Raw genomic sequence first — 23,739 nt, 5'->3', positions numbered from 1 at the left:
ATACTCTCCTTAATAGCCGCTAAAATTCAGCGCGGCGCGCGGCGCCAGCGTCCAGGTGACGCGCTGCCCGGCGTGCCAGGCCTCCCGCGCGTGGCGCTCGACCTGAATCGGCGCGGCGAGCCCGATGTCGATCTGCAAACGCTGCGCCGCACCCAAAAAGGTGCTGCCGACGATATAGCCATGGCGCGCGTAGCGGTTGTCCTCCGCCAGCAGAATATCCTCCGGACGGCAGAACTGACGCGGCGCGCCGTGGGCGTCGGTTTCAACGCAGTTAATCGCGCCGACGAAATCGGCGACGAAGCGCGTCGCCGGGCGCTGATAAATCGCCTGCGGCGTGTCGATCTGGGCGATGCGCCCCTGCTCCATCACCGCGATGCGATCGCCGAGCGCCATCGCCTCCTGCTGATCGTGCGTGACGTAAACCGCCGTGATGGCGAGCTGTTTCAGCAGCGCGCCGATCTCCAGCCGCAGGCGCTCGCGCAGTCTGGCATCGAGCGCCGCCAGCGGCTCGTCGAACAGCAGCACTTTAGGCCGGGCAGCTAAGGCGCGCGCCAGCGCCACGCGCTGCTTTTGACCGCCGGAGAGTTTGTCGATGGCGCGGTTCGCCAGCGCGCTGAGATCCACCAGCGCCAGCATCTCTTGCACGCGCGCGTCACGCTCGGCGCGCGCCACGCCCTGCACCTTCAGCCCGTACGCGACGTTCTGCGCCACGTTCATATTGGGGAACAGCGCGTAGTTCTGAAACACCATGCCGACGTTGCGCTTCTCAATCGGCAGCGCGGTGACGTCGCGATCGTCGAACCACACCTCGCCGCCCGCGTCGCTGCTTTCCAGCCCGCTGATGATGCGCAGCGTAGTGGTCTTGCCGCAGCCCGACGGACCGAGCAGCACCAGAGTTTCGCCGGCGTGCACGGTGAGGTCGAGCGGGTGCAGCGCGGTGTGTTGATGAAAGCGGCGCGAGCAGCCGCGCAGCGTGACGGTAACAGCGGCGTTATTCATGCCAGCTCCTTAACAGCGTTTCGCGTCGCCTGGCGCGTCAGCCAGTGATTGCAGGCGTTGAGCATCAGCAACAGCGGTAAAATCATTGCGATAAAGATCAGCGTGTAGGCCGATCCCACTTCCAGCCGCATCGAGGCGTAGCTGTCCGCCAGCCCGACCGGCAGGGTTTTGGTCAGCGGCGTGTGCAGCATCCAGGTAATATTGAACTCCCCCACCGACAGCGTAATTACCATAAAGGCGCCCGCCAGAATGCCGTTGCGGCAGTTGGGCACCACCACGGTGAAAAAGCGGCGCCAGAAGCCGGCGCCCAGGCTGGCGGCCGCCTCTTCCAGCCGCGGCAGCTGGATCGCCTGCATCACCGCCAGCACCGGCCGGATCATAAAGGGCAGCGTAAAGAGCGCGTGGCCGATCAAAATAAACAGCCAGCTGTCGCGCAGGCCGTTAAACCGACCGTAGAGCAGAATAATGCCGAGCGCGGTGGCGAGGCCCGGCAGCGCCACCGGCAGCATCAGACACTCTTCGACGCGCGCGGCCCAGCGCGGCGGCGCCTTCAGCAGCCCCCAGGCCGCAGGCACGCCGATCGCCAGCGTGACCGCCAGGCAGCAGAGCGCAATCAGCAGCGACAGCCAGAAGGTGTCGGCGTAGAGCGCCCACACCTGCGCGACCCACTTCAGCGTCAGGCCGCTGCGCAGGCCGATAAAATAGTTCTCCGTGACGCCCGCCAGCATCGACAGCACCACCGGCACGATCATAAACAGCGCCGTCAGCGTGGTGATGCTTGCCTGCAGATAAAACAGGGTGCGACGTTTCATCAGGCTTTCTCTCCCGCGCCGTGGGCTAAGGCGCGCGCCAGCATCAGCCCGAGCCAGGCGACCGCGCCCATCACCACCGACAGCGCCGCGGCGGTGGCGAAGTTGGCGTAGTTGGTGAACTCGCCGTAAATGGTCAGCGGCAGCACGTTCAGGCTGGTGCCGAGAGTAAAGGCGGTGCCGAAGGCGCCCATGCTGGTGGCGAAGCAGATCGCGCCGCTGGAGAGCAGCGCTGGCTTCAGGCCCGGCACGATAACGTCCCAGGTAATGCGCCACTGGCTGGCGCCCAGCGAGCGCGCCGCCTCTTCCAGCGAGCGATCGAGCTTTTCGCTCGCCGCCACCAGCGTGATAATGGCGCGCGGCAGCGAGAAGTAGAGATAGCCGATAAACAGGCCGCTGAGCGAATAGGCAAGCGTCCAGCGCTCATGGAACAGGCTGATGCTCAGCTGCGCCAGCAGCCCCTGGCGTCCCGCCAGCATCACCACCAGGAACCCCACCACCACGCCGGGAAAGGCGAGCGGAAAGGTCAGCAGCGCCAGCAGCGTGCCGCGTCCGGCGAAGCGCTGACGCGCCAGAAAACAGCCCACTACCGCGGCGATCAGCAGCGTCAGCAGCGTCACCGCCAGCGACAGCAGCAGGGTATTGAGCAGGCTTTGCAGATACTGCGGCTGGCCAATCGCCGTCCAGTAGCCGCTCTGCTGCGTGGTGCGGTCCGGCGAGAGGCCGACCCGCATCAGGCGGGCAAACGGCAGCAGCCAGAAGGCGGCGAAAAACAGCAGCGCCGGCAGCAGCATCCAGGGCCAGCGCGCGCCTGAACGCGTCCGACGGCGCAAGGCCGTCGGCGCGCGGCTGCGGGTGTCGAGCAGCGACATTAACGGATCTCGCTCAGGTAGCGCGCAGAGAAGGCTTTCTGCGCATCGGCCATCTGCTGGTAATCCACCGTGCGGGCGCGGGCGTAGTCGCTGTCAGGCAGAAACTTCGCCTTCGCCGCGGCAGACATCGCCGACGGGCGCACCGGGCGCAGATAGGCGTTGGCCCAGATCGCCTGTCCTTTATCCGACAGCACGTAGTCGATCACTTTCTTGCCGTTGGCGGCATGCGGCGCGTTTTTCACCAAGCTGATCACGTAGGGCACCGTGACCGTGCCCTCTTGCGGGATCACGAAGGCGACATTGGCGTGGTCTTTATACTTCGCGCGGTAGGCGTTGAAGTCGTAGTCGAGCAGGATCGGGATCTCGCCGGAAATCAGGCGCGCGTAGGCGGTCTGCTTCGGCACAATCGGCTGGTTGGCCTGCAGCTTTTTGAACCAGCTGAGCGCGGGCGTAAAATCCTGCAGGCTGCCTCCTTTCGCCTGGTTTACCGCCACGGCGGCGACGTAGCCGACGAAGGCGCTGGAGGGATCGAGATAGCCCACCATGCCTTTATATTCCGGCTTCAGCAGGTCGTCCCAGGAGGTCGGCAGCGGCGCGCCGCCCAGCGCGTCGACGTTGACCATAAAGCCCATAGTGCCGGAGTGCAGCGCCACCCACTTGCCGTCGGGATCTTTCATGCCAGCCGGGATCTGATCCCAGTGTGCCGGTTTGTAATCGGCGATAACGCCAGCGCCCGCCGCCTGAATGCCGAAGCTGACGCCGTAATAGACCACGTCCGCCACTGGATTACCCTGCTCGGCCACCATCTGCGCCAGCGCCTGGCCGGAATTTTTATTGTCCTGCGGCACCTGAATGCCGGTGTCGCGCGCAATGGCCTGCAGCTGCGTTCCCCAGTCCGCCCACTCCGGCGGACAGTTGTAGCAGATGGCGGTTTCCGCCGCGCTCGCCGTGCCGCAGGCAGCGAGCAGCGCCGCGGCGGTAATCAGTTTTATTTTGTTGTGCGTTGACATGTTGGTTTCCTGGTGTTGACGAAAGAAGAGCGCGGCGCAGGGGCGATGCTTTCGCCCAGCCGCAGATGGTGCGCCAGCAGGCGCGATCCGCCGCCGGCCTGTTGCAACAGCATGTCGATGGCGCAGGCGCCGAGCAGATCGCTGGGCTGCACCACCGAGGCGAGCGAGGGCGAGAGATGTTCCCCCGCCTCAATGCCGTCGAAGCCCATGACCGACAGCTGCGTCGGCACCGCGACGCCCGCCCGCGCGGCGGTGCCCATCAGGCTGATGGCCAGCAAATCGTTGCTGCAGATCACCGCCGTCAGCGGGTTCGCGCGCTGCAGACGCGGCAGCAGCAGCTGAAAGTCGGAGCGCGTGTGGCTCGGCATCTCAATCAGCGAGGAGGGTTTCAGGCCAGCCTGCTGCATGGCGTCGCAGTAGCCGAGAAAGCGCTGCTGCGCGCGATCCGACTGCCACACCGGCCCGGTGACCATGCCGATATGGCAGTGGCCCAGCGCCAGCAGATGCTGCGTGGCTTCGGCCATTGCGCGGCGGTTGTCGACGCACACGCTCGGCCATGCCGCGCTCTGCGGCACGTTGTGCGCCAGCACAAACGGCATCTGCGCTGCGGCAAGGGTCGGCAGCACGGCGCTGCGATCGGCGTCGGCCACCGTCAGCACCAGCCCGGCGACGCGCTGGCGCAGCATATGTTCGACGATCGCCGCTTCGCGTTCGGCCTGATAGTCGCTGGTGGCGATCAGCAGGCCAAAACCGGCCAGCCGCGCCTGACGCTCCATCGCCTGCAGCTGCTGCGCGAACACCGGATTCAGCAGCGAAGGCAGCAGCACTCCCAGCGTGGTGGAACTCTGAGTGCGCAGCTGACGCGCGATATGATTGGGACGAAAGCCCAGCTGTTGCGACGCCGCCAGCACGCGCTGCAGCGTAGCTGCCTTTAGCAGATGGGGATCGGAGAAGGCGCGCGCCGCCGTGGCGCGCGAGACGCCCGCCAGTTTTGCTACGCTGACTAAATCCGTCATATTCTCCCCTTATCCGCTGATGAGAACGATCTCACTGGCGGTCAAAGTAAAGAGAGTGTGTGACAGAACAATCGCAGCGGGATGACGGAGAGATGACAGCGGCGCGGCGCCGCCGTCGGAGAAAGGCTTACAGCATCAAAAAGGCGTAACCTTCGTTTTGCAGGGTCGCGACGGTGGTGCCGCTGGAAATGGTGTGGGTGACGCGCTGATCGATCCAGTCGCGCTGAAGGTTATGAAACGCCACCGACTGGTCGCAGATCGACACCTGCACGCCCGCTTTTTTCAGCTCGTCGATCAGCTTGAGGTTGGGGTTGTCCACGCCGTAGGCTTTATGAAACTGATCGTTGTTGAGCGCCGCCGGCACCGCATCGCTGTTGATCGACACCACGAACTTTAGCTGATCGAGCGGCACGCCTGCGGCGTAATAGAGGTTGGTAACGCGGGCGACGCGCTCCAGCCCCAGGTTCGGCTGACGGATATCCCCTTCGCTGCGGTTAATCTGGAAGACGATTTTATTGCTCAGGCCCGGTACGGTACCCGGTTTAAAAGCCGGGGTATCGACATAGTGAATTTTGCCGAATCCTTCAATCGCCGGCGTGCTCCAGAAGTCCGCTGGCTGGCTGCTGTTGCTGGCGAATTTGCCGCTCACTTTGTCATACAGTTCCGGCAGCTGTAACACATTGCCGCCGATAAAACCGGCTATTGCCGCCACCACAATATAGGCCGCTGGACGCATCGTTATTCTCCTGCTTGTTATTGTCGAAGTGTGATTACATCTGTAGCCATGCGTAACCCTGATTTTCCAGGGTGGAAACCGTGGTCGGGCTTGAGAGCGCATGGACGACCGATTTATCGATCCAGTCGTTGGGATAATGGTGGAACGCCACCGACTGATCGCAGACGGAAACCTTAACGCCCAGCTTATTCAGCTGGCCGATCAGCTTGAGGTTGGGATTGTCTATGCCGTAAAACTGTTTGAAGTGGGCGTTATCCAGCATCGCTGGCGTCGCGTCGCCGGTAACCGACACCACGAATTTCAGATCTTCCGCTGGCACGCCGGAGGCGACGTAAAGATTCACCACGCGCGCCACGCGCTCCAGGCCGAGATTGACGTCAGTCATCGCGCCGTCGCTGCGGGTGATCTGGAAAACGATTTTATTGCTCAGTCCCGCCACCGGCTTAAACGCGGCGTCCGGCTCGTAATGGATCTTGCCGTAGCCGTCGACGGCGGGCGTGCTCCAGAAGCCGTCAGGATCGCCTGGTTTGGCGGCAAAATGATTGACAACTTTTTGATAGAGCGCGCCGCTCTGGGTAACGCCCGCGCCAACAGCACCGCCGATAATGGCAATGAGCGCGTAAGATACAGCTGAACGCATAAATTTTTCTCCGGACAACAGCCTGTGGCTGACTCACATCCTGAATGGGGTGCGCTATCTATACCACAGCGGCAGCGCGGCAAAAGGGCGCGCCGCCGGCCGCCTGAGCCAGATTGATTTCAGATGGAATTATTAACTAAACTAATTAATGAAAGGGATCGATGGAGCCGGGCGTTGGGTCTGCTATCAAACTGGACCGGTTTAAACAGGTGAAAACTTTCGCTGATAAATTATGTAGCCAGCATTATGGACCAGCTATTCCTGCGGCCTGAATTATTCTGCACTTGCGACCATAAAATTTTTTAATTCTGGTCGCTACGCATGTGCAGATTTTCAGGCGTTTTTTTCAGAGTAAGCCTGGAAAAAAACATGCCACATTCAGTTTTTTTGAGCAAATTTACATATCTTTAATCGTGGCGGCTGTTGAAGCGCGCCTGAACAAGGCGACAACGAGTGATTTTTCGTCTGTCCGGCTTAATACGCAGCGAGCAACGGCACGTTTAATCGGCCCTGCGGCGCAGGTCTGCTTAACGCGCCTTTCGCAATGCCGAGAGAGGCCGCCTGTTAGCAACGTTCAATTTTTTGCTGCAAGCAGCCTTCAACGGCGCGCATGAATCGCGGCGCTGCCCGTTTCTTTCTCCAGAGGCTCTGGTTAAGATAGCGCGACGCCTCTTTTGCCCTGAAAAAGCACTCCCTACTTTGCAGGCCTCCGGGCTTCTCTACAGGATCCAGGCATGTTGAACCGGTTAAAGAAAACGCTAGTCGCCGCGCTGCTTCCCACGCTGATGCTGATGCCGCACGCGTCCGTCTGGGCTGACGTCAGCGATTCGCTGCCCGATATGGGCACCACTGCAGGCTCAACGCTCTCCATCGGACAGGAGATGCAGATGGGCGATTTTTATGTGCGCCAGCTGCGAGCCAGCGCGCCGCTGATTAACGATCCCCTGCTTAACCAGTACATCAATCAGCTCGGCCAGCGGCTGGTGGCCCATGCCGACGCGGTAAAAACGCCTTTCCACTTCTTTCTGATCCAGAACGACGAGCTGAACGCCTTCGCCTTTTTCGGCGGCAACGTGGTGCTGCACGCCTCGCTGTTTCGCTTTACCGAAAATGAAAGCCAGCTGGCGTCGGTGATGGCGCATGAAATCTCTCACGTCACCCAGCGCCATCTGGCGCGCGCGATGGAAGATCAGAAGCGCAACGCGCCGCTGACCTGGGTTGGCGCGCTGGGGTCGATTCTGCTGGCGATGGCCAATCCGCAGGCGGGCATGGCGGCGCTGACCGGCACGCTGGCGGGCACGCAGCAGGGCATTATCAGCTTTACCCAGAACAACGAGCAGGAGGCGGATCGCATTGGCATTCAGGTGCTGCAGCGCGCCGGATTCGATCCCCAGGCGATGCCCAACTTCCTGCAGAAGCTGGCCGACCAGAGCCGCTTCTCCTCGAAGCCGCCGGAGATCCTGCTGACGCACCCGCTGCCGGACAGCCGTCTGGCGGATGCGCGCAACCGCGCCAACCAGATGCGCCCGGTGGTAGTGCAGTCGTCGCAGGACTATTACATGGCGAAGGTGCGCGCGCTCGGCATGTACGCCACCGGCCGCAATCAGTTGACCGACGAGCTGCTGGATGAGTATGGCCGCGGCAACAGCCGCGAGCAGCAGGCGGCGCAATATGGCAAAGCAGTGCAGTTTTTACAGGCGAAAAGCTTCGCCAGCGCGAAAAAGCTGATTGAGCCGCTGCTGGCGAAGCAGCCCGACAACGTCTGGTTTCTCGATATCATGACCGATATCGATATCGGCCTGAACCAGCCGCAGCAGGCGATCGCGCTGCTCAACAACGCCGGCACGGCAAAAAACAGCCCGGTGGTGCAGCTCAACCTGGCGAACGCTTACGTTGAGGCGAAGCAGCCCGCCAATGCCAGCCGCATCCTTAACCGCTACACCTGGTCCCATCCAGACGATCCCAACGGCTGGGATCTGCTGGCGCAGGCGTCGGCGCAGCAGGGGCTAAACGACGAAGAGATGTCGGCGCGCGCCGAGACGCTGGCGCTCAACGGCCAGCTCGATCAGGCGATTACCGCGCTTAGCAGCGCCAGCGCCCAGGTGCCGGTCGGCAGCCTGAAGCAGGCGCGCTACGATGCGCGCATCGATCAGCTGCGTCAGCTGCAGAACCGCTTTAAACAGTATCAAAAAGGATAACCTGCCATGGTCACGCTTTATCACAACCCACGCTGCAGCAAGAGCCGCGAAACCCTGGCGCTGCTGACGGCCCACGGCGTCGAGCCGGAGATCGTGCGCTATCTGGAGAGCCCGCCGGATCGCGACACGCTGCAAATTTTGCTGCAAAAGCTCGGTATGGCGAGCGCGCGTCAGCTGATGCGCACCAAAGAGGATCTTTATAAAGCGCTAGGGCTGGAAAACGCCAGCGAGAGTGAACTGCTCGACGCGCTGGCCGCGCATCCCGCGCTGCTGGAGCGGCCGATTGTCATCAACAGCGATCGGGCGCGCCTGGGTCGTCCGCCAGAAGCGGTGCTGGCGATCCTTTAGTTTAAAAGAGGGCGCCGGCTCTCTTTATCGCCTGCAGGGCTAAGTTTCAGGTGATTGTCAGCAGAAGGCTGCTGGCGTATATTTGAGCAACAATTAATTTTCGGCCTCTTAAATCGGTGATTCTATGTCAGCTCAGGAAGCGAAAATCAGACATCAGCGTGAATATCAGCAGCATGTTGAAGCTGTCCGCAAAGGTGAGGCAACTGGCCGTACGCTTGAAAAGCGCCCTGATGGCATTGTTCCTGCTAAAAATGGCCGCAGCCTGGCGTTTTTTTGAGAGAATCATCTTCTGTCTTGTGCCTCCCCTGTTCAGCCTGTAAAGCCGCTCTATCAGTGAGATAGCGTTTTTATGACTGCACGTTCTATTCCGCCAGAAGAGCAGATAATAAAACTCAATCGATATTTGATTGATAATGCATATCAGCTGCCGTCGCCAGTGATAACCGTAGGCGGACAGGCGGTTATGTACTGGTATCTTACCTATCTGCATCTTTATCCTGACCAGCCAGACGTGACAGCTATCACCTCAATCGACGTCGATTATGTGGCGCGAAAAGAAGGTGTGGATGTGATTGCGCGAATCTTTAACGTAGAGAGTAAGACTCAGGACATATTTCATCCTCCCTCTATCGCGGTACTGAATTTAATAGACAGGGATACCGGTAAGGTAAAAGAGGATGACCAGGGGCAGTTTCTCAATGCGCGGCTGAATGAAGCAAACATTGTCGATATTATCGACCGACCGACAGGCTTTGATGCCGATGATTTTGTCGGCGACAAACTCAGGCTAAATACCGAACCTTACCTCGTCATGCCCGATCGGCATGGAGCGGCGATGTACCATGAGTTTGTCAGGGTGCTTAATCCGTTGGCCTGCATTCGGTCGCGGCTCTCCAACGCAACGGTTCCCATGGGAAAAGACAGGTTAACCGAAGCGGAAAGAATTCGCGTGCTGGCATTACCCGCCTTTAACTTCCTGCTTGAAAAATTGCAGACGTTGCCCTTCCGCCTGAGCAGAAAGTACGTTGACTACTTTTTGTCTTTTATCTGGCAAAGAGGATTTAGACGTTTTCAGGCGGAGCACCACATTCCGCTCTACCGCATTGTTGAACAGCTTGCAGTAGAACTGGAGCATAATCCCGGCGATTACCTGTCGCCGGGGCTGTATACGAAAGAGCTGCCGCGCAAAATTGATTACCTGAAGCAAGAATATGAGCGGTATCTAAGACGCATTGCCAGGCATTAGCCGCGCAGTTCTGCTTTGAACAGAGAGCCAGTGCTGTTAAAGCCCGAGCGTCTCTTTGACAAAGGGAATGGTGAGTTTGCGCTGCGCGCTGATCGAAGCGCGATCCAGACGATCCAGCGTGTCGAACAGCGTGCGCATTTCGCGATCGAGGCGTTTCAGCAGGAAACGGCCAACATCTTCCGGCAGTTCAAATCCGCGCATGCCGGCGCGCAGCTGCAGCGCCTGCAGTTTATCTTCGTCGCTCAGCGGCTGCAGGCGGTAGATCTGGCCCCAGTCGAGACGCGACGCCAGATCCGGCAGGTTAAGATTAAGCTGGCGCGGCGGGCGATCGCCGGTGATCAGCAGCCGGGTGTTGCCGGTTTCCAGAATACGGTTATAGAGATCGAAGATCGCCATTTCCCACGCCTCTTCTCCGGCGATGCACTCAATATTGTCGATGCAGACCAGCGCCAGCTGCTCCATGCCTTCCAGCACGTCCGGCACAAACCAGGTGCGTTTATCCAGCGGCACATAGCCGACCGCTTCGCCGCGCGCCGACATTTCCGCGCACGCCGCGTGCAGCAGATGGCTGCGTCCGCCGCCTTCGCGCGACCAGAAATAGAGATAGCTGCCGTGTTGCTGACTGAGGGCGCCTTTAAGGGCGGCAATAAGCGACGGATTTTCTCCCGGCCAGAAGCTGGCGAAAGTTTCGTCGTCCGGTAAATAGAGTGGCAGTGACAGTTGTGCCGGCGTGTTCAGAAGCACCTCAAAAGGAACAGGCAAAAAACGGGGCAAGTCTACCACAGTTTTCAGCAGGAGAGGATAACGGGCGTCCCTGCCCGCGACGCGCTTAGTGGCCGCCCTTTTCGTCCGCTTCCAGCACCACTTCTTCTGGACGTAGCAGCGAAATAACGCGGAAGATCAGCGCCAGCAGCACGCCGACTATCGTCGCCAGCGCCATGCCTTTCAGCTCGGCGGCGCCGATGTGCACCTTGGCCCCGCTGACGCCGATGATCAGGATCACCGAGGTGAGGATCAGGTTTTGCGCCTTGCTATAGTCCACTTTTGACTCGATCAGCACGCGAATACCGGACGCGCCGATCACGCCGTAGAGCAGCAGCGAGACGCCGCCCATCACCGGCACCGGCACCGCCTGGATCGCCGCCGCCAGCTTGCCGACGCACGACAGCAGGATAGCGATAATCGCCGCGCCGCCGATCACCCAGGTGCTGTAGACGCGGGTAATCGCCATCACGCCGATGTTTTCGCCGTAGGTGGTGTTCGGCGTCGAACCGAAGAAGCCGGAGATTACCGTGGAGAGGCCGTTGGCGAACATCGAGCGGTGCAGGCCGGGATCGCGCATCAGATCTTTTTTCACGATATTCGCCGTGACCACCAGATGCCCGACGTGTTCGGCGATCACCACCAGCGCGGCAGGCAGGATAGTCAGCATCGCCGCCCACTCAAAGCGCGGCGTATAGAAGGTTGGCAGCGCGAACCAGGGCGCGTTATATACCGGCGTCCAGTCCACGATGCCCATGGCGAACGAGAGCGCGTAGCCCGCGATCACGCCCACCAGAATCGGAATGATGGCGAGAAAGCCGCGGAACAGCACCGAACCGAAGACCGTCACCGCCAGCGTCACCAGCGAAATGGTGATGGTGGTGCTGTCGGCACTGCTCCCTTCCGCCGGCAGCAGGCCGGCCATATTGGCCGCCACGCCCGCCAGTTCCAGCCCGATCACCGCCACGATGGCACCCATCGCCGCGGGCGGAAACATCACGTCGATCCAGCCGGTGCCGGCTTTTTTCACGATCAGCGCCACCACGCAGAACAGCACGCCACAGAGAATAAAGCCGCCCAGCGCCAGCTCATAGCCCAGCGGCAGCAGCAGCAGCACCGGCGAAATAAAGGCGAAGCTGGAGCCGAGATAGGCGGGAATTTTACCTTTACAGATAAAGAGATAAAGCAGCGTGCCGACGCCGTTGAACAGCAGCACCGTCGCCGGATTGATATGGAACAGAATCGGCACCAGCACCGTGGCGCCGAACATGGCAAAAAGGTGTTGCAGGCTGAGCGGTATGGTTTGCAGTAGCGGCGGGCGTTCGCTGACGCCGATGGCGCGACGAGTCATCATTTATCCCCTTTAAAGAGTCTGTTTTTTGCCAAAAAAAAGCCGACTCTCTGGTCGGCTGATTGAATTATTTGGTTCCGAAAATCTTGTCGCCGGCGTCGCCCAGCCCTGGAATGATATACCCCTTCTCATTCAGGCCGTGGTCGACCGACGCGGTGTAAAGTTCAACGTCCGGGTGCGCCTTCTCCAGCGCGGCGATCCCTTCCGGCGCGGCAACCAGTACCAGCACCTTGATGCTGCTGCAGCCCGCTTTTTTCAGCAGATCGATGGTGGCGATCATCGAGCCGCCGGTCGCCAGCATCGGGTCGACCACCAGCGCCAGGCGCTCTTCGATGTTGGAGACCAGTTTCTGAAAGTAGGGCACCGGCTCCAGCGTCTCTTCGTCGCGATAGACGCCGACCACGCTGATGCGCGCGCTCGGCACGTGCTCCAGCACCCCTTCCATCATCCCCAGACCGGCGCGCAGGATCGGCACGACAGTGATTTTTTTGCCTTTAATCTGATCGATTTCCACCGGGCCGTTCCAGCCTTCGATGGTGACGCGCTCGGTTTCCAGATCGGCAGTGGCTTCATAGGTCAGCAGGCTGCCGACTTCCGACGCCAGCTCGCGGAAGCGCTTCGTACTGATATCATGCTCACGCATCAGGCCCAGTTTATGTTTGACCAGCGGGTGTTTGACTTCCACGATCTTCATTGGTGTTCTCCCGGAATGAGTTGAGCTAAAAAAAAATCGCGGGATTATACCGCCTTTTCGCAAGCGCGCCATATGTCGTTGCGCAAAGAGGGAATGTTTTGATCCGTTATTCAAGGATTGATGAAAATCGCGCTGCGCGCAATTTCACCAGGTAATCGGGCTCGCAAACGTTTGCCTGCGCTGGTAGAATTGCCGCGCTTTTTGTTAACCACCAACCGCAATCGCGTGGGGATTCCGCAGTGACCGACAAGACCTCTCTCAGCTACAAAGACGCCGGCGTTGATATCGATGCTGGTAATGCTCTGGTTGACCGTATTAAAGGCGTAGTGAAAAAGACCCGCCGCCCGGAAGTGATGGGTGGACTGGGCGGTTTCGGTGCGCTTTGCGCGCTGCCGCAGAAGTATCGCGAGCCGGTGCTGGTCTCCGGCACCGACGGCGTCGGCACCAAGCTGCGTCTGGCGATGGATCTGAAGCGCCATGACGCTATCGGCATCGACCTGGTCGCCATGTGCGTGAACGATCTGGTGGTTCAGGGCGCGGAGCCGCTGTTTTTCCTCGACTACTACGCCACCGGCAAACTGGATGTCGACACCGCTTCCGCCGTGATCGCCGGCATCGCCGATGGCTGTCTGCAGTCCGGCTGCGCGCTGGTCGGCGGCGAAACCGCCGAGATGCCGGGCATGTACCACGGCGAAGATTACGACGTAGCTGGTTTTTGCGTCGGCGTGGTCGAGAAGTCTGAAATTATCGACGGATCAAAAGTGCAGGACGGCGACGTGCTGATCGCGCTCGGCTCCAGCGGTCCGCACTCCAACGGCTATTCACTGGTGCGCAAAATCCTCGAAGTGAGCCAGACCGATCCGCTGACCAAACAGCTGGAAGGCCGTCCGCTGGCGGATCACCTGCTGGAACCGACCCGCATCTACGTGAAGAATATTCTCAGCCTGATCGAGCAGGTCGATGTGCATGCGGTGGCGCACCTGACCGGCGGCGGCTTCTGGGAGAACATTCCGCGCGTGCTGCCGGACAATACCCAGGCGGTGATCGACGAGAAGAGCTGGGAATGGCCGGCGGTGTTCAGCTGGATGCAGCAGGCGGGCAACGTCAGCCGTCACGAGATGTACCGCACCTTTAACTGCGGCGTCGGCATGGTGATCGCGCTGAGCGCCGCCGACGCGGACCGCGCGGTTGAGCTGATGCGCGCCGCAGGCGAGAAAGCCTGGAAAATCGGCGTGATTAAGGCGTCCGACGCGGAAGAGCGCGTGGTTATCAACGCATGAAAAAGCTGGTTGTACTGATCTCCGGCAACGGAAGCAATCTTCAGTCCATCCTCGACGCCTGCGCAAGCGGGCGGATTAACGGCAGCGTTGCTGCCGTTTTCAGTAATAAAGCCACGGCTTTCGGCCTGACGCGCGCGCGCGACGCGGGCGTGCCGGCCCATGCGCTGGCGGCCAGCGATTTTCCCGACCGGGAAGCCTTCGATCGTCAGCTGATGGCGGCGATTGATGCCTGCGCACCGGATTTGGTGGTGCTGGCGGGCTACATGCGCATTCTCAGCAGCGCCTTTGTCGCCCACTATCAGGATCGTCTGCTCAATATCCACCCTTCGCTGCTGCCGAAATATCCCGGTTTGCACACCCATCGTCAGGCGCTGGCGAACGGCGACGCCGAGCACGGCACCTCAGTGCATTTCGTCACCGACGAGCTGGACGGCGGCCCGGTGATCCTTCAGGCCCGCGTGCCGATTTTCCCCGGCGACGACGAAGAGGCGATTACCGCGCGCGTGCAGCATCAGGAGCATGCCATCTATCCGCTGGTGATCGGCTGGTTTGTCGAAGGGCGGTTAGCGATGCGCGAAGGCAAAGCCTGGCTTGATAATCAGCCGCTGCCGCCGCAGGGCTACGCGCACGACTAAGGCATAAAGCGGTTTGATTCATCCGTGCTTACCTAGATGGCATGGACCGATCGCAAAGCCGCTCAAGGTATCCATACGCGCTCGGCCTGCGCCGTCCCTGGCGCAGGACGCTTTGCTCTTCTGCCCATGCCAGCTACGTTTTGACTTTGTTAGCTGCCTGTGAGAACAAGTACCGCTACCTCAGCCGTAGCGCCCGGTAATGTAATCCTCGGTGCGCCGGTTGCGCGGCGAGGTAAAGATGCGATCCGTTTCATCAAACTCCACCACCGCTCCCTGATGCATAAACGCCGTGTAATCTGACACGCGCGACGCCTGCTGCATATTGTGGGTGACCAGCACCAGCGTAAAGTGCTGCTTCAGGGTGGTCATCAGCTCTTCAATCACCAGCGTAGAGATGGGATCGAGCGCCGAGGTCGGCTCATCCAGCAGCAGCACCTCAGGCTCGATGGCGATGGCGCGGGCGATGACCAGACGCTGCTGCTGGCCGCTGGAGAGCGTCAGCGCGTTCTGCCCCAGCTGATCTTTCACCTCGCTCCACAGCGCCGCCGCGCGCAGCGCGCGCTCGCACGCCTCATTAAGCACGCGCCGGTCGCGCACGCCCTGCAGCCGCAGGCCATACACCACATTCTCATAAATCGACTTGGGAAAAGGATTCGGCCGTTGAAACACCATGCCGATGCGCCGGCGCAGCGCCGAGAGATCCTGCGACGGCTGCATAATGGCGTGGCTGCCAAGCAGGATATCGCCCTCAATGCGGCAGCTGTCCACCACGTCATTCATACGATTAAAGCAGCGCAGCAGCGTCGATTTGCCGCAGCCAGAGGGGCCGATCAGCGCGGTAATGCGCTTCTGCGGGATCTGCAGCGAAATATCATGCAGCGCCTGCCGCTCGCCATACCATAACGAGAGGTGGTTTAGCGTCAGCGCCGCTTCGGTGTCGGGCATCATAGTCATCATCTTTTATTGGGTCATCAGGCGATAGCGTTCGCGCAGGCGGTGACGCAGCGCCATCGCCAGCAGATTAAGCGACAGAATAATCGCCACCAGCAGCAGCGCCGTGGCGTAAACCAGCGGACGATCGGCCTCTACGTTGGGACTTTGAAAGGCGAGATCGTAAATCTGGAAGCCAAGATGCATAAACTTGCGGTCGAGGTGCAGCCAGGGGAAGACCGCATCGACCGGCAGCTCCGGCACCATCTTCACCACGCCCACCAGCATCAGCGGCGCGGTCTCGCCCGCCGCGCGCGCCACGGCTAAAATCAGGCCGGTCAGCATAGCGGGCAGCGCCATCGGCAGCACCACGTGCCACAACGTCTCCGCCTGGGTGGCGCCCAGCGCCAGCGAGCCCTGACGCAGCGAGTCAGGAATGCGCGACAGCCCCTCTTCCGTGGCGACGATCACCACCGGCAGCGTCAGCAGCGCCAGCGTCAGCGCGGCCCACAGCAGCCCCGGCGTGCCGAAGGTGGGATTAGGCAGCGCGCGTGAAAAGAAGAGCTGATCGAGGGTGCCGCCCACCAGCCAGACAAAAAAGCCCAGCCCGAACACGCCGTAGACGATCGACGGCACGCCAGCCAGATTGACCACTGCAATGCGCACCAGCCGCGTCAGGGGGTTACGGCCGGCATACTCATGCAGCCAGATTGCCGCGATGACGCCGAACGGCATCACCACCACCGACATCAGCAGTACCATCAGCACCGTGCCGAAAATCGCCGGGAACGCGCCGCTGTCGCTCTCGCCGTCGGCGGGCGAATCACTGACGAAATGCCAGATCTGGCGCAGCGTGTGCGCCACCTTTTGCGGCGTGCTCATGGCATTGGGGTACCAGACCTCGACCACCTGCGCCAGCGGAATCACATGCTGGCGATCCTGCGCGTCGCGCAGCACCAGCGCGTCGCGCTGACTCTCGCGCTGCAGATCGGCCAGCTGGCCGCTGAGCTGCGTAAAGCGACGCTGCAGCGCCGCCTGATTCGCCTCGAACTCTGACAGCGCACGCGTATCGAACCGCTGCTCCTGCCGTAGTTTATCGGCGCGCGCGTCGAGCGCCGCCAGCTGATCGTTCAGCCGCGCCAGATCCACATGGCGAATGCGGTTAATTTTACGCAGCAGATCGCGCACCTGCTCCAGCCGCTGATGCAGCAGCGCATCGGGATCGCGCGCCGTCAGCGCTTCGTTATCTTCACGCAGGCCAGCAAACCAGCCGTAGGCGTTGCCGCCGCTGCGCCGCTGTAGCACCATCGCCGCTTGCGGCTGGCTGACCCTGAGCGCCTCGCGCGCATAAATCACGCGGAAATCGGGCGCGTCCCAGTCGCGGTTGCCGGTTTTAATCAGGTAGCGATGCACCTGGCTGACCGACGGCAGCGGCTCGTTTTGCACCGCAGGCGCGGGAAAGTGCGGCTGATGCTCCAGGGTTTCCCCCATCAGCGCCGTGGTTTGTCCTTCCGGCTGCGCCAGATGGTAGAGATCGACGCGCTGCGGCCAGAAGGCGCGCATCCCCTGCCACGCCAGCAGCGCGATCAGCAGGGTAAATGCCAGCAGACAGACGGCGACGGCGCCAGCGGTCAGCCAGCGCCAGCGTTCATTTTGTCGCATCGCCTTCATGCCTGGCCCTCATGCTGGCTATAGCGCTGGCGCAGCCGCTGACGGATCAGCTCGGCCAGCGTGTTAATCATTAACGTAAAGATCAGCAGCATCAGCGCGCTGAGAAACAGAATGCGATAGTGCGCGCTGCCGGCCGCCGCTTCCGGCATCTCAATGGCGATGTTGGCGGAGAGCGCCCGCAGTCCGGAGAAGAGGCCGCCGTGGCTCTGCGGCGTGTTGCCGGTGGCCATCAGCACGATCATGGTTTCCCCGACCGCGCGGCCGAAGCCGATCATCAGCGCGGCGAAAATGCCCGCCGACGCGCCCGGCAGCACCACGCGCGTCAGGGTTTGCCACGGCGTTGCCCCCAGCGCCAGCGACCCCTGCCCCAGCGCGGCGGGCACGCTGAACAGCGCATCTTCCGACAGGGTAAAAATCAGCGGTACCAGCGCAAAGCCCATTGCCAGCCCGGCGACCAGCAGGTTGCGCTGCTCGTAGTGCGGCAGCCATTCCGCCGCATCACGCATCAGCCAGGCCGGGATAGTGAGCGTGGCGAGCGTGACGATCAGCAGCACCGGCAGCAGCAGCATCACCTCGCGTCCCGGCTGTCGCCAGCGCGGCGGCAGGCGACCGCTGAGCGCGCCGCAAATCAGCAGCGTCGCCGCCAGCGTCAGCGGCAGCAGCAGCACGCCCAGCAGCGCCTGGCTGATATGCGGCGCCAGCCAGAGTCCAGCGATCAGCCCGATCACCACGCTGGGCAGCGCGCCCATCATCTCTATCGCCGGTTTCACCCAGCGCCGCAGGCCCGGCGCCATAAACCAGGCGGTATACATCGCGGCCGCCAGCGCCAGCGGCGTGGCGAACAGCAGCGACAGCGCCGCCGCTTTGAGCGTGCCCGTCACCATCGGCATAAAGCTGAACTTGGCCTGATAGCTGTCTGCGGCGTTGGTGGACTGCCACACCCAGTCGGGCGCGGGATAGTTTTCATACCAGATTTTCTGCCAGAAGCTGCGCCAGCTGACGTCCGGCCAGGGGTTGTCGATGCGCAGCACCTGCCAGCTTCCGGCGCGCTCCAGCAGCAGCGCGTCGCCGCGCGGCGAGAAGGCGGCGTTTTCTATGCCGGGCGCCAGCTGACGCTGCAGGATGGGGCCACGCTGTTTGCTGGCGAAAATTTTCAGCGCGCCATCGGGCGCCAGCGTGGCGAAGACGCGACGCTGCGGCTCCGTCACGAGAGTCGCGGTCGGGCTGCTTTCGGCGAAGGTGCGGATTTCATGCAGGCGCGGCCCCTGCGCGCCGGCGATAGCGAACCACTGCGTCACGCCGCGTCCGTCCTGAATCAGCAGGCTCGCCCCGCCCGCCAGCAGATGCAGGCTGCGCGGCGGCTGCGCCAGCGTCACGGTTTCGCGCAGCGTCGCGCCGTCGTCGCGCAATTGCCAGACGCGCAGCAGATTGCCTGCGCTGGCGTAGAGCAGATCGCCCTGCGGCGACAGCAGCAGATGATCGGCCTGCGTCTGCGGCAGTTCGACACGTTGCGGCGCCTGCTGGCGCGTCAGCGTCACGATGTTCAGCCCCGTTTCGGTCTGCGCGGCGATGCGCCACTTCTCTTCGCCCAGCGTCGCCAGCGCCGCAGCTTTCACCGCGCCGCCCGGCAGCTGCACAGGAACCTCACCGAGCGGATAGCGCCACGCGCCGTTCGCCGGCTGCAGCAGCAGCAGCGCGCCCTGCGCGTTAAGCAGCAGCGTGCGCCGATCGGCGCTGCTGACGATCTGCTGCGGTGCCGGACGCAGCGTCAACGCCGCTTCGGCGGGCTGGCCGTTCAGCGGGATCACGCGCGCCGCGCCGTCGCGGCCGATACGCCAGCCCTGCTGGTCGGTAAAGCCCAGGGCCAGCGCAGGCTGGCGATCCCATAGCTGCTGCGCGGGCTGCGGATGCAGCGCCGGCGAGGCGAACAGCGGCAGCACCACCCAGATCAGCCAGAAGAAAAGCAGCAGCATCAGCAGCAAAATGGCGATGCCGCAGCAGGTGACCAGTCGCCGCGTGAAGCGGTCGATAGCGCGGCGTCGGCGGTCGCTGAAGTTAACGGGTATATGCTTTAGGCTCATGCGGCTCTGAATGGGATCGGTAGTAAGCCGCTATGTTGCCCGTAGCTGGTTGATAAGACAACCATTGGCGTTGGACAAGCTTGCCATACTCTCGCCATAATGATGTCGGACACTGGTTCTTTAGTCCTGCAAACGCGATATGGAGTCAGAATGGGTCAGGAAAAGCTATATATAGAAAAAGAATTAAGCTGGTTATCCTTTAACGAACGCGTTCTGCAAGAGGCGGCGGATAAAACCAATCCGCTCATTGAACGCATGCGTTTTCTCGGGATCTATTCCAATAATCTCGACGAGTTTTACAAGGTTCGCTTCGCCGACCTCAAGCGCCGCATCCTGATTGGCGAAGAGCAGGGTTCGCCGGGGCTGCCGCGCCATCTGCTGAAAAAAATTCAGCAGCGCGTGATGAAGTCGGAGCAGGAGTTTGACGGCCTCTACAATGAGCTGCTGCTGGAGCTGGCGCGCAACCAGATCTTTCTGATCAACGAGCGTCAGCTTTCGCCTAATCAACAGATCTGGCTGCGCCACTATTTCAAACACGAGCTGCGCCAGCATATCTCGCCGATCCTGATTAATCACGACACCGATCTCACCGAATTTCTGAAGGATGACTACACCTATCTGGCGGTGGAGATTATTCGCGGCGAGGATATCCGTTATGCGCTGCTGGAGATCCCTTCTGACAAGGTGCCGCGCTTCGTTAACCTGCCCGCTGAATCGCCGCGCCGCCGCAAGCCGATGATCCTGCTGGACAATATCCTGCGCTACTGTCTTGACGACATCTTTAAGGGCTTCTTCGACTATGACGCGCTGAACGCCTACTCGATGAAGATGACGCGCGATGCAGAGTACGATCTGGTAACGGAGATGGAGTCGAGCCTGCTGGAGCTGATGTCCTCCAGCCTGAAGCAGCGCCTGACCGCCGAGCCGGTGCGCTTTGTCTATCAGCGCGACATGCCGGACGCGATGGTGGAGCTGCTGCGCAACAAGCTCACCATCTCTAACTATGATTCCATCGTGCCGGGCGGCCGCTACCATAACTTCAAAGACTTTATCGGCTTCCCGGACGTGGGCAAAAGCAACCTGGTCAACCGTCCGCTGCCGCAGATCCGCCACATCGGCTTCGACGGCTTCCGCAACGGCTTCGACGCCATTCGCGACCGCGATATTCTGCTCTACTACCCCTACCACACCTTTGAGCACGTGCTGGAGCTGCTGCGCCAGGCGTCGTTCGACCCGAGCGTGCTGGCGATCAAAATCAACATCTATCGCGTCGCGAAGCGTTCGCGCATTATGGATGCGATGATCCATGCCGCCTATAACGGCAAAAAAGTCACCGTGGTGGTAGAGCTGCAGGCGCGCTTCGATGAAGAGGCCAATATCTCCTGGGCGAAGCGCCTGACCGAAGCGGGCGTGCACGTTATTTTCTCCGCGCCGGGGCTGAAAATTCACGCCAAGCTGTTTTTGATCTCCCGCCGTGAAGGCGACGAAGTGGTGCGCTATGCCCATATCGGCACCGGCAACTTTAACGAGAAAACCGCGCGCCTCTATACCGACTATTCGCTACTGACCGCCGACGCGCGCATCACCAATGAAGTGCGCCGGGTGTTTAACTTTATCGAGAACCCCTACCGGCCGGTGAGCTTTGAGCATCTGCTGGTGTCGCCACAGAACTCGCGTCAGATGCTTTATCAGCTGATTGATGCGGAAATCGCCAATGCGCAGCAGGGAAATCCGTCTGGCATTACGCTGAAAATTAACAACCTGGTGGACAACGGTCTGGTTGACCGTCTCTATGCCGCTTCCGGCGCCGGCGTGAAGGTGAATTTGCTGGTGCGCGGCATGTGTTCATTAATCCCTGATTTGCCTGGGATCAGTGAAAATATTCGCGTGATCAGTATCGTTGACCGCTATCTCGAGCACGATCGCGTCTATATTTTCGAAAACGGCGGTGATAAAAAAGTCTTCCTTTCCTCCGCTGACTGGATGACGCGTAACATCGATCATCGCATCGAAGTGGCGGTGTCGATCCTCGATCCGCGCGTGAAGCAACGCATTCTGGACATTATCGCTATCCTGTTTAGTGATACGGTGAAGGCGCGTATCGTTGATAAAGAGTTGGGGAACCGCTATGTTCCGCGCGGCAATCGTCGTAAGGTCCGCTCTCAACTGGCGATTTATGATTACATCAAGAAACTGGAACAGCCTGAATAATCTATGCCCATTTCTCATAAAAGTACGCCGAGACCGCAAGAGTTTGCGGCAATCGATCTTGGCTCAAACAGCTTTCATATGGTCATTGCGCGCGTGGTCGACGGCGCTTTGCAGGTGCTTGGTCGCCTGAAGCAGCGCGTCCATCTGGCTGACGGTCTGGACAGCAAAAATCGCCTGAGCGAAGAGGCAATAGAGCGCGGGCTGAGCTGCCTGGCGCTGTTTGCCGAACGACTGCAGGGTTTTAGCCCCAGCAACGTCACCATTGTCGGCACCCATACCCTGCGCCAGGCGGTGAACGCGGAAGAGTTCCTGCAGCGCGCGGCTGAGGTGATCCCCTACCCTATTGAAGTTATTTCCGGCAACGAAGAGGCGCGCCTGATCTTTATGGGCGTCGAGCATACGCAGCCGGAGAAAGGCCGTAAGCTGGTGATCGACATCGGCGGCGGCTCGACCGAGCTGGTGATCGGAGAAAACTTCGAGCCACAGCTGGTTGAGAGTCGCCGCATGGGCTGCGTCAGTTTCGCGCAGCTCTACTTCCCCAACGGTGAAATCAGCCGCGACAACTTCCGGCGCGCGCGCCTGGCGGCGACGCAAAAGCTGGAGACGCTGGCGTGGCAGTATCGTCTGCATGGCTGGCAGTACGCGCTCGGCGCGTCGGGCACCATTAAAGCGGCGTGCGAAGTGCTGCTGGCGATGGGCGAAAAAGAGAAACTGATCACCCCGGAGCGGCTGGACAAGCTCTGTGACGAGGTGCTCAAGCATAAATCCTTTAGCGCGCTGAGCCTGCCTGGCCTTTCTGAAGAGCGCCAGTCGGTGTTCGTGCCGGGTCTGGCGATTATCTGCGGCGTCTTCGACGCGCTGGCGATCCGCGAGCTGCGCCTGTCGGACGGCGCGCTGCGCGAAGGGGTGCTCTACGAGATGGAGGGCCGCTTCCGCCATCAGGATATCCGCAGCCGCACGGCGCAGAGCCTGGCGAATCATTACGCCATCGACAACGATCAGGCGCGGCGCGTGCTGGATACCACCGAGCAGCTCTATCTGCAGTGGCGCGATCAGAACCCCAAACTGGCCAATCCGCAGCTGGCGGCGCTGCTGAAGTGGGCGGCGATGCTGCACGAAGTAGGGCTGACCATCAACCACAGCGGCATGCAGCGCCACTCTGCCTATATCCTGCAAAACACCAATTTGCCCGGATTTAACCAGGATCAGCAAACGCTGCTGGCGGCGCTGGTACGCTTCCATCGCAAAGCCGTCAAGGTGGAAGATCTGCCGCGCGTCACGCTGTTCAAGAAGAAACAGTTCCTGCCGCTGCTGTTTCTGCTGCGCCTTGGCACCTTACTTAACAACCAGCGTCAGGCCACCACCCGGCCTGATTCGCTCAAGCTGACCACCGACGACGGTCACTGGACGCTGACCTTCCCGGCGGGTTATTTCAGCCAGAACAACCTGGTGCAGCTCGATCTGGAGCGGGAGCAAACCTACTGGAACGAGGTCACCGGCTGGAAGCTGATGCTGGAAGAAGAAGCCTGAGGAGGTGGGCGGTCGCGCCCACGCACTAAACGCCAATCATGATGAAACCTGAACACTATTTTGCTGAAACCTACGGGCTGACGCCGACCCATTCTGAAGTGCTGGCGGCGCTGCCGCACCTGAATCCCGGCAAGGCGCTGGATCTGGGCTGCGGCAACGGCCGTAACAGTTTATTCCTGAGCCAGAACGGCTTTGACGTCACCGCCTGGGATCACAATCCCGCCAGCCTGGCACGCCTGCAGCAGATTGTTGCGCAGGAAGGGATAAGCAATATCCATACCGAGCAGCGCGACCTTAACCAGACGCGTTTCAACGGCGGCTACACCTTCGTGCTCTCTACGGTGGTGATGATGTTTCTGCAGCCGGAGACCATTCCGCAGCTGATCGCCGATATGCAGGCGAGCACGGTGCGGGACGGGCACAACCTGATCGTCGCGGCGATGAGCACCGATGATTATCCCAGCCCGCTCGCTTTCCCGTTTACCTTTAAATCGGGCGAGCTAAGCCACTACTATCGCAACTGGCACATTCTGAAATACAACGAGCATGTCGGCCAGCTGCACAAGCGCGACGAACAGGGCAACCGCATCAGCTGCCGCTTCGCCACGCTGCTGGCGCAAAAAGCCAGTCTCTGAACCTGGGCCGCGCCATGCGGCCCAATCTCTGCTCTTTTTTTAATCGGTGATTGATTTCGACGCGGGCTTGTGACTAAATGTTGCC

General features: G+C 60.9%; 23 protein-coding genes. 10 read left to right on the top strand and 13 right to left on the bottom strand.

What is annotated here, in order from left to right; all coding sequences use genetic code 11:
* Positions 1-9: 9 nt before the first annotated feature.
* The 7 genes from MC269_RS04825 to MC269_RS04795 form a co-directional block, all read right to left on the bottom strand.
* Complete coding sequence (locus tag MC269_RS04825; protein ID WP_239954246.1) at positions 10-999, bottom strand: ABC transporter ATP-binding protein; 990 nt, start codon at positions 997-999, stop codon at positions 10-12.
* Positions 996-1,811, bottom strand: coding sequence for an ABC transporter permease (locus MC269_RS04820; protein WP_239954245.1), 816 nt, complete (start codon positions 1,809-1,811; stop codon positions 996-998). The genes MC269_RS04825 and MC269_RS04820 overlap by 4 nt, the downstream gene beginning before the upstream one ends.
* Positions 1,811-2,680 carry an ABC transporter permease gene (locus tag MC269_RS04815; protein ID WP_239954243.1) on the bottom strand — a complete coding sequence of 290 codons (870 nt, stop codon included), beginning with the start codon at positions 2,678-2,680 and terminating at the stop codon, positions 1,811-1,813. The genes MC269_RS04820 and MC269_RS04815 overlap by 1 nt, the downstream gene beginning before the upstream one ends.
* Complete coding sequence (locus MC269_RS04810) at positions 2,680-3,690, bottom strand: ABC transporter substrate-binding protein (protein ID WP_239954241.1); 1,011 nt, start codon at positions 3,688-3,690, stop codon at positions 2,680-2,682. The genes MC269_RS04815 and MC269_RS04810 overlap by 1 nt, the downstream gene beginning before the upstream one ends.
* Entirely contained in the window at positions 3,669-4,706 is a 1,038-nt protein-coding gene (locus MC269_RS04805) for a substrate-binding domain-containing protein (protein WP_239954240.1), read from the bottom strand. The genes MC269_RS04810 and MC269_RS04805 overlap by 22 nt, the downstream gene beginning before the upstream one ends.
* Before the next feature lie 127 nt (positions 4,707-4,833).
* Positions 4,834-5,442: a DsrE family protein gene (locus MC269_RS04800; protein ID WP_239954239.1), complete on the bottom strand. Its 609-nt coding sequence runs from the start codon at positions 5,440-5,442 to the stop codon at positions 4,834-4,836.
* A 34-nt stretch (positions 5,443-5,476) separates the two neighbouring features.
* Positions 5,477-6,082, bottom strand: a complete 606-nt coding sequence (locus MC269_RS04795) for a DsrE family protein (protein ID WP_239954238.1) — start codon at positions 6,080-6,082, stop codon at positions 5,477-5,479.
* Between the two features lie 734 nt (positions 6,083-6,816).
* Between MC269_RS04795 and MC269_RS04790 the strand changes: the two genes are divergently transcribed.
* The 4 genes from MC269_RS04790 (at position 6,817) to MC269_RS04775 (ending at position 9,874) form a co-directional block, all read left to right on the top strand.
* Complete coding sequence (locus MC269_RS04790) at positions 6,817-8,280, top strand: M48 family metallopeptidase (RefSeq protein WP_239954237.1); 1,464 nt, start codon at positions 6,817-6,819, stop codon at positions 8,278-8,280.
* A 6-nt stretch (positions 8,281-8,286) separates the two neighbouring features.
* Positions 8,287-8,628: an arsenate reductase (glutaredoxin) gene (arsC, locus tag MC269_RS04785; protein WP_239954236.1), complete on the top strand. Its 342-nt coding sequence runs from the start codon at positions 8,287-8,289 to the stop codon at positions 8,626-8,628.
* 124 nt (positions 8,629-8,752) lie between these two features.
* Positions 8,753-8,905: a hypothetical protein gene (locus MC269_RS04780; protein ID WP_158083423.1), complete on the top strand. Its 153-nt coding sequence runs from the start codon at positions 8,753-8,755 to the stop codon at positions 8,903-8,905.
* Between the two features lie 72 nt (positions 8,906-8,977).
* Positions 8,978-9,874 (top strand): hypothetical protein, encoded by an 897-nt coding sequence (locus tag MC269_RS04775; RefSeq protein ID WP_239954235.1) that lies wholly within the window; start codon positions 8,978-8,980, stop codon positions 9,872-9,874.
* Between the two features lie 36 nt (positions 9,875-9,910).
* On the opposite strand, the gene hda is transcribed toward MC269_RS04775, so the two are convergent.
* The 3 genes from hda to upp form a co-directional block, all read right to left on the bottom strand.
* On the bottom strand, positions 9,911-10,612 hold the full coding sequence (gene hda, locus MC269_RS04770; protein ID WP_239955065.1) for a DnaA inactivator Hda: 702 nt from the start codon (positions 10,610-10,612) through the stop codon (positions 9,911-9,913).
* Positions 10,613-10,703: 91 nt separating this feature from the next.
* On the bottom strand, positions 10,704-11,987 hold the full coding sequence (gene uraA, locus MC269_RS04765; protein WP_081138346.1) for a uracil permease: 1,284 nt from the start codon (positions 11,985-11,987) through the stop codon (positions 10,704-10,706).
* Between the two features lie 67 nt (positions 11,988-12,054).
* Positions 12,055-12,681, bottom strand: coding sequence for a uracil phosphoribosyltransferase (gene upp, locus MC269_RS04760; protein WP_081138348.1), 627 nt, complete (start codon positions 12,679-12,681; stop codon positions 12,055-12,057).
* A gap of 120 nt (positions 12,682-12,801) precedes the next feature.
* On the opposite strand from upp, the gene MC269_RS18760 reads away from it, so the two are divergent.
* The 3 genes from MC269_RS18760 to purN are packed head-to-tail and all read left to right on the top strand — an operon-like array spanning position 12,802 to position 14,596.
* Positions 12,802-12,924: a hypothetical protein gene (locus MC269_RS18760; protein ID WP_256461756.1), complete on the top strand. Its 123-nt coding sequence runs from the start codon at positions 12,802-12,804 to the stop codon at positions 12,922-12,924.
* On the top strand, positions 12,921-13,961 hold the full coding sequence (purM, locus tag MC269_RS04755; RefSeq protein WP_239954234.1) for a phosphoribosylformylglycinamidine cyclo-ligase: 1,041 nt from the start codon (positions 12,921-12,923) through the stop codon (positions 13,959-13,961). Before MC269_RS18760 ends, purM begins: the two co-directional genes overlap by 4 nt.
* Positions 13,958-14,596, top strand: coding sequence for a phosphoribosylglycinamide formyltransferase (purN, locus tag MC269_RS04750; RefSeq protein WP_239954232.1), 639 nt, complete (start codon positions 13,958-13,960; stop codon positions 14,594-14,596). The genes purM and purN overlap by 4 nt, the downstream gene beginning before the upstream one ends.
* Positions 14,597-14,776: 180 nt before the next feature.
* Here purN and pstB read toward each other — a convergent pair whose 3' ends face one another.
* From pstB to MC269_RS04735, 3 genes are read right to left on the bottom strand one after another with little or no spacing between them, the layout of a single operon-like run.
* Entirely contained in the window at positions 14,777-15,544 is a 768-nt protein-coding gene (gene pstB / locus MC269_RS04745; RefSeq protein WP_094078493.1) for a phosphate ABC transporter ATP-binding protein PstB, read from the bottom strand.
* A gap of 12 nt (positions 15,545-15,556) precedes the next feature.
* On the bottom strand, positions 15,557-17,197 hold the full coding sequence (pstA, locus tag MC269_RS04740; RefSeq protein ID WP_239954230.1) for a phosphate ABC transporter permease PstA: 1,641 nt from the start codon (positions 17,195-17,197) through the stop codon (positions 15,557-15,559).
* The gene (locus MC269_RS04735; protein WP_239954228.1) at positions 17,194-19,278 is read right to left on the bottom strand and encodes an ABC transporter permease subunit; all 2,085 of its coding nucleotides are present in this window, start codon (positions 19,276-19,278) and stop codon (positions 17,194-17,196) included. Before MC269_RS04735 ends, pstA begins: the two co-directional genes overlap by 4 nt.
* Before the next feature lie 150 nt (positions 19,279-19,428).
* Between MC269_RS04735 and ppk1 the strand changes: the two genes are divergently transcribed.
* The 3 genes from ppk1 to tehB are packed head-to-tail and all read left to right on the top strand — an operon-like array spanning position 19,429 to position 23,654.
* Complete coding sequence (gene ppk1, locus MC269_RS04730) at positions 19,429-21,489, top strand: polyphosphate kinase 1 (RefSeq protein WP_081138356.1); 2,061 nt, start codon at positions 19,429-19,431, stop codon at positions 21,487-21,489.
* Positions 21,490-21,492: 3 nt separating this feature from the next.
* Positions 21,493-23,019, top strand: a complete 1,527-nt coding sequence (ppx, locus tag MC269_RS04725) for an exopolyphosphatase (protein ID WP_239954226.1) — start codon at positions 21,493-21,495, stop codon at positions 23,017-23,019.
* 41 nt (positions 23,020-23,060) lie between these two features.
* Complete coding sequence (tehB, locus tag MC269_RS04720) at positions 23,061-23,654, top strand: tellurite resistance methyltransferase TehB (RefSeq protein ID WP_174580893.1); 594 nt, start codon at positions 23,061-23,063, stop codon at positions 23,652-23,654.
* Positions 23,655-23,739 lie beyond the last annotated feature (85 nt).

Origin of the sequence: Pantoea sp. Z09, from assembly GCF_022394795.1 — a bacterium.
Lineage (GTDB): Bacteria > Pseudomonadota > Gammaproteobacteria > Enterobacterales > Enterobacteriaceae > Pantoea > Pantoea latae.
The sequence above is the reverse complement of the archived record's forward strand: the minus strand, read 5'-3'. Positions and strand labels throughout refer to the sequence as shown.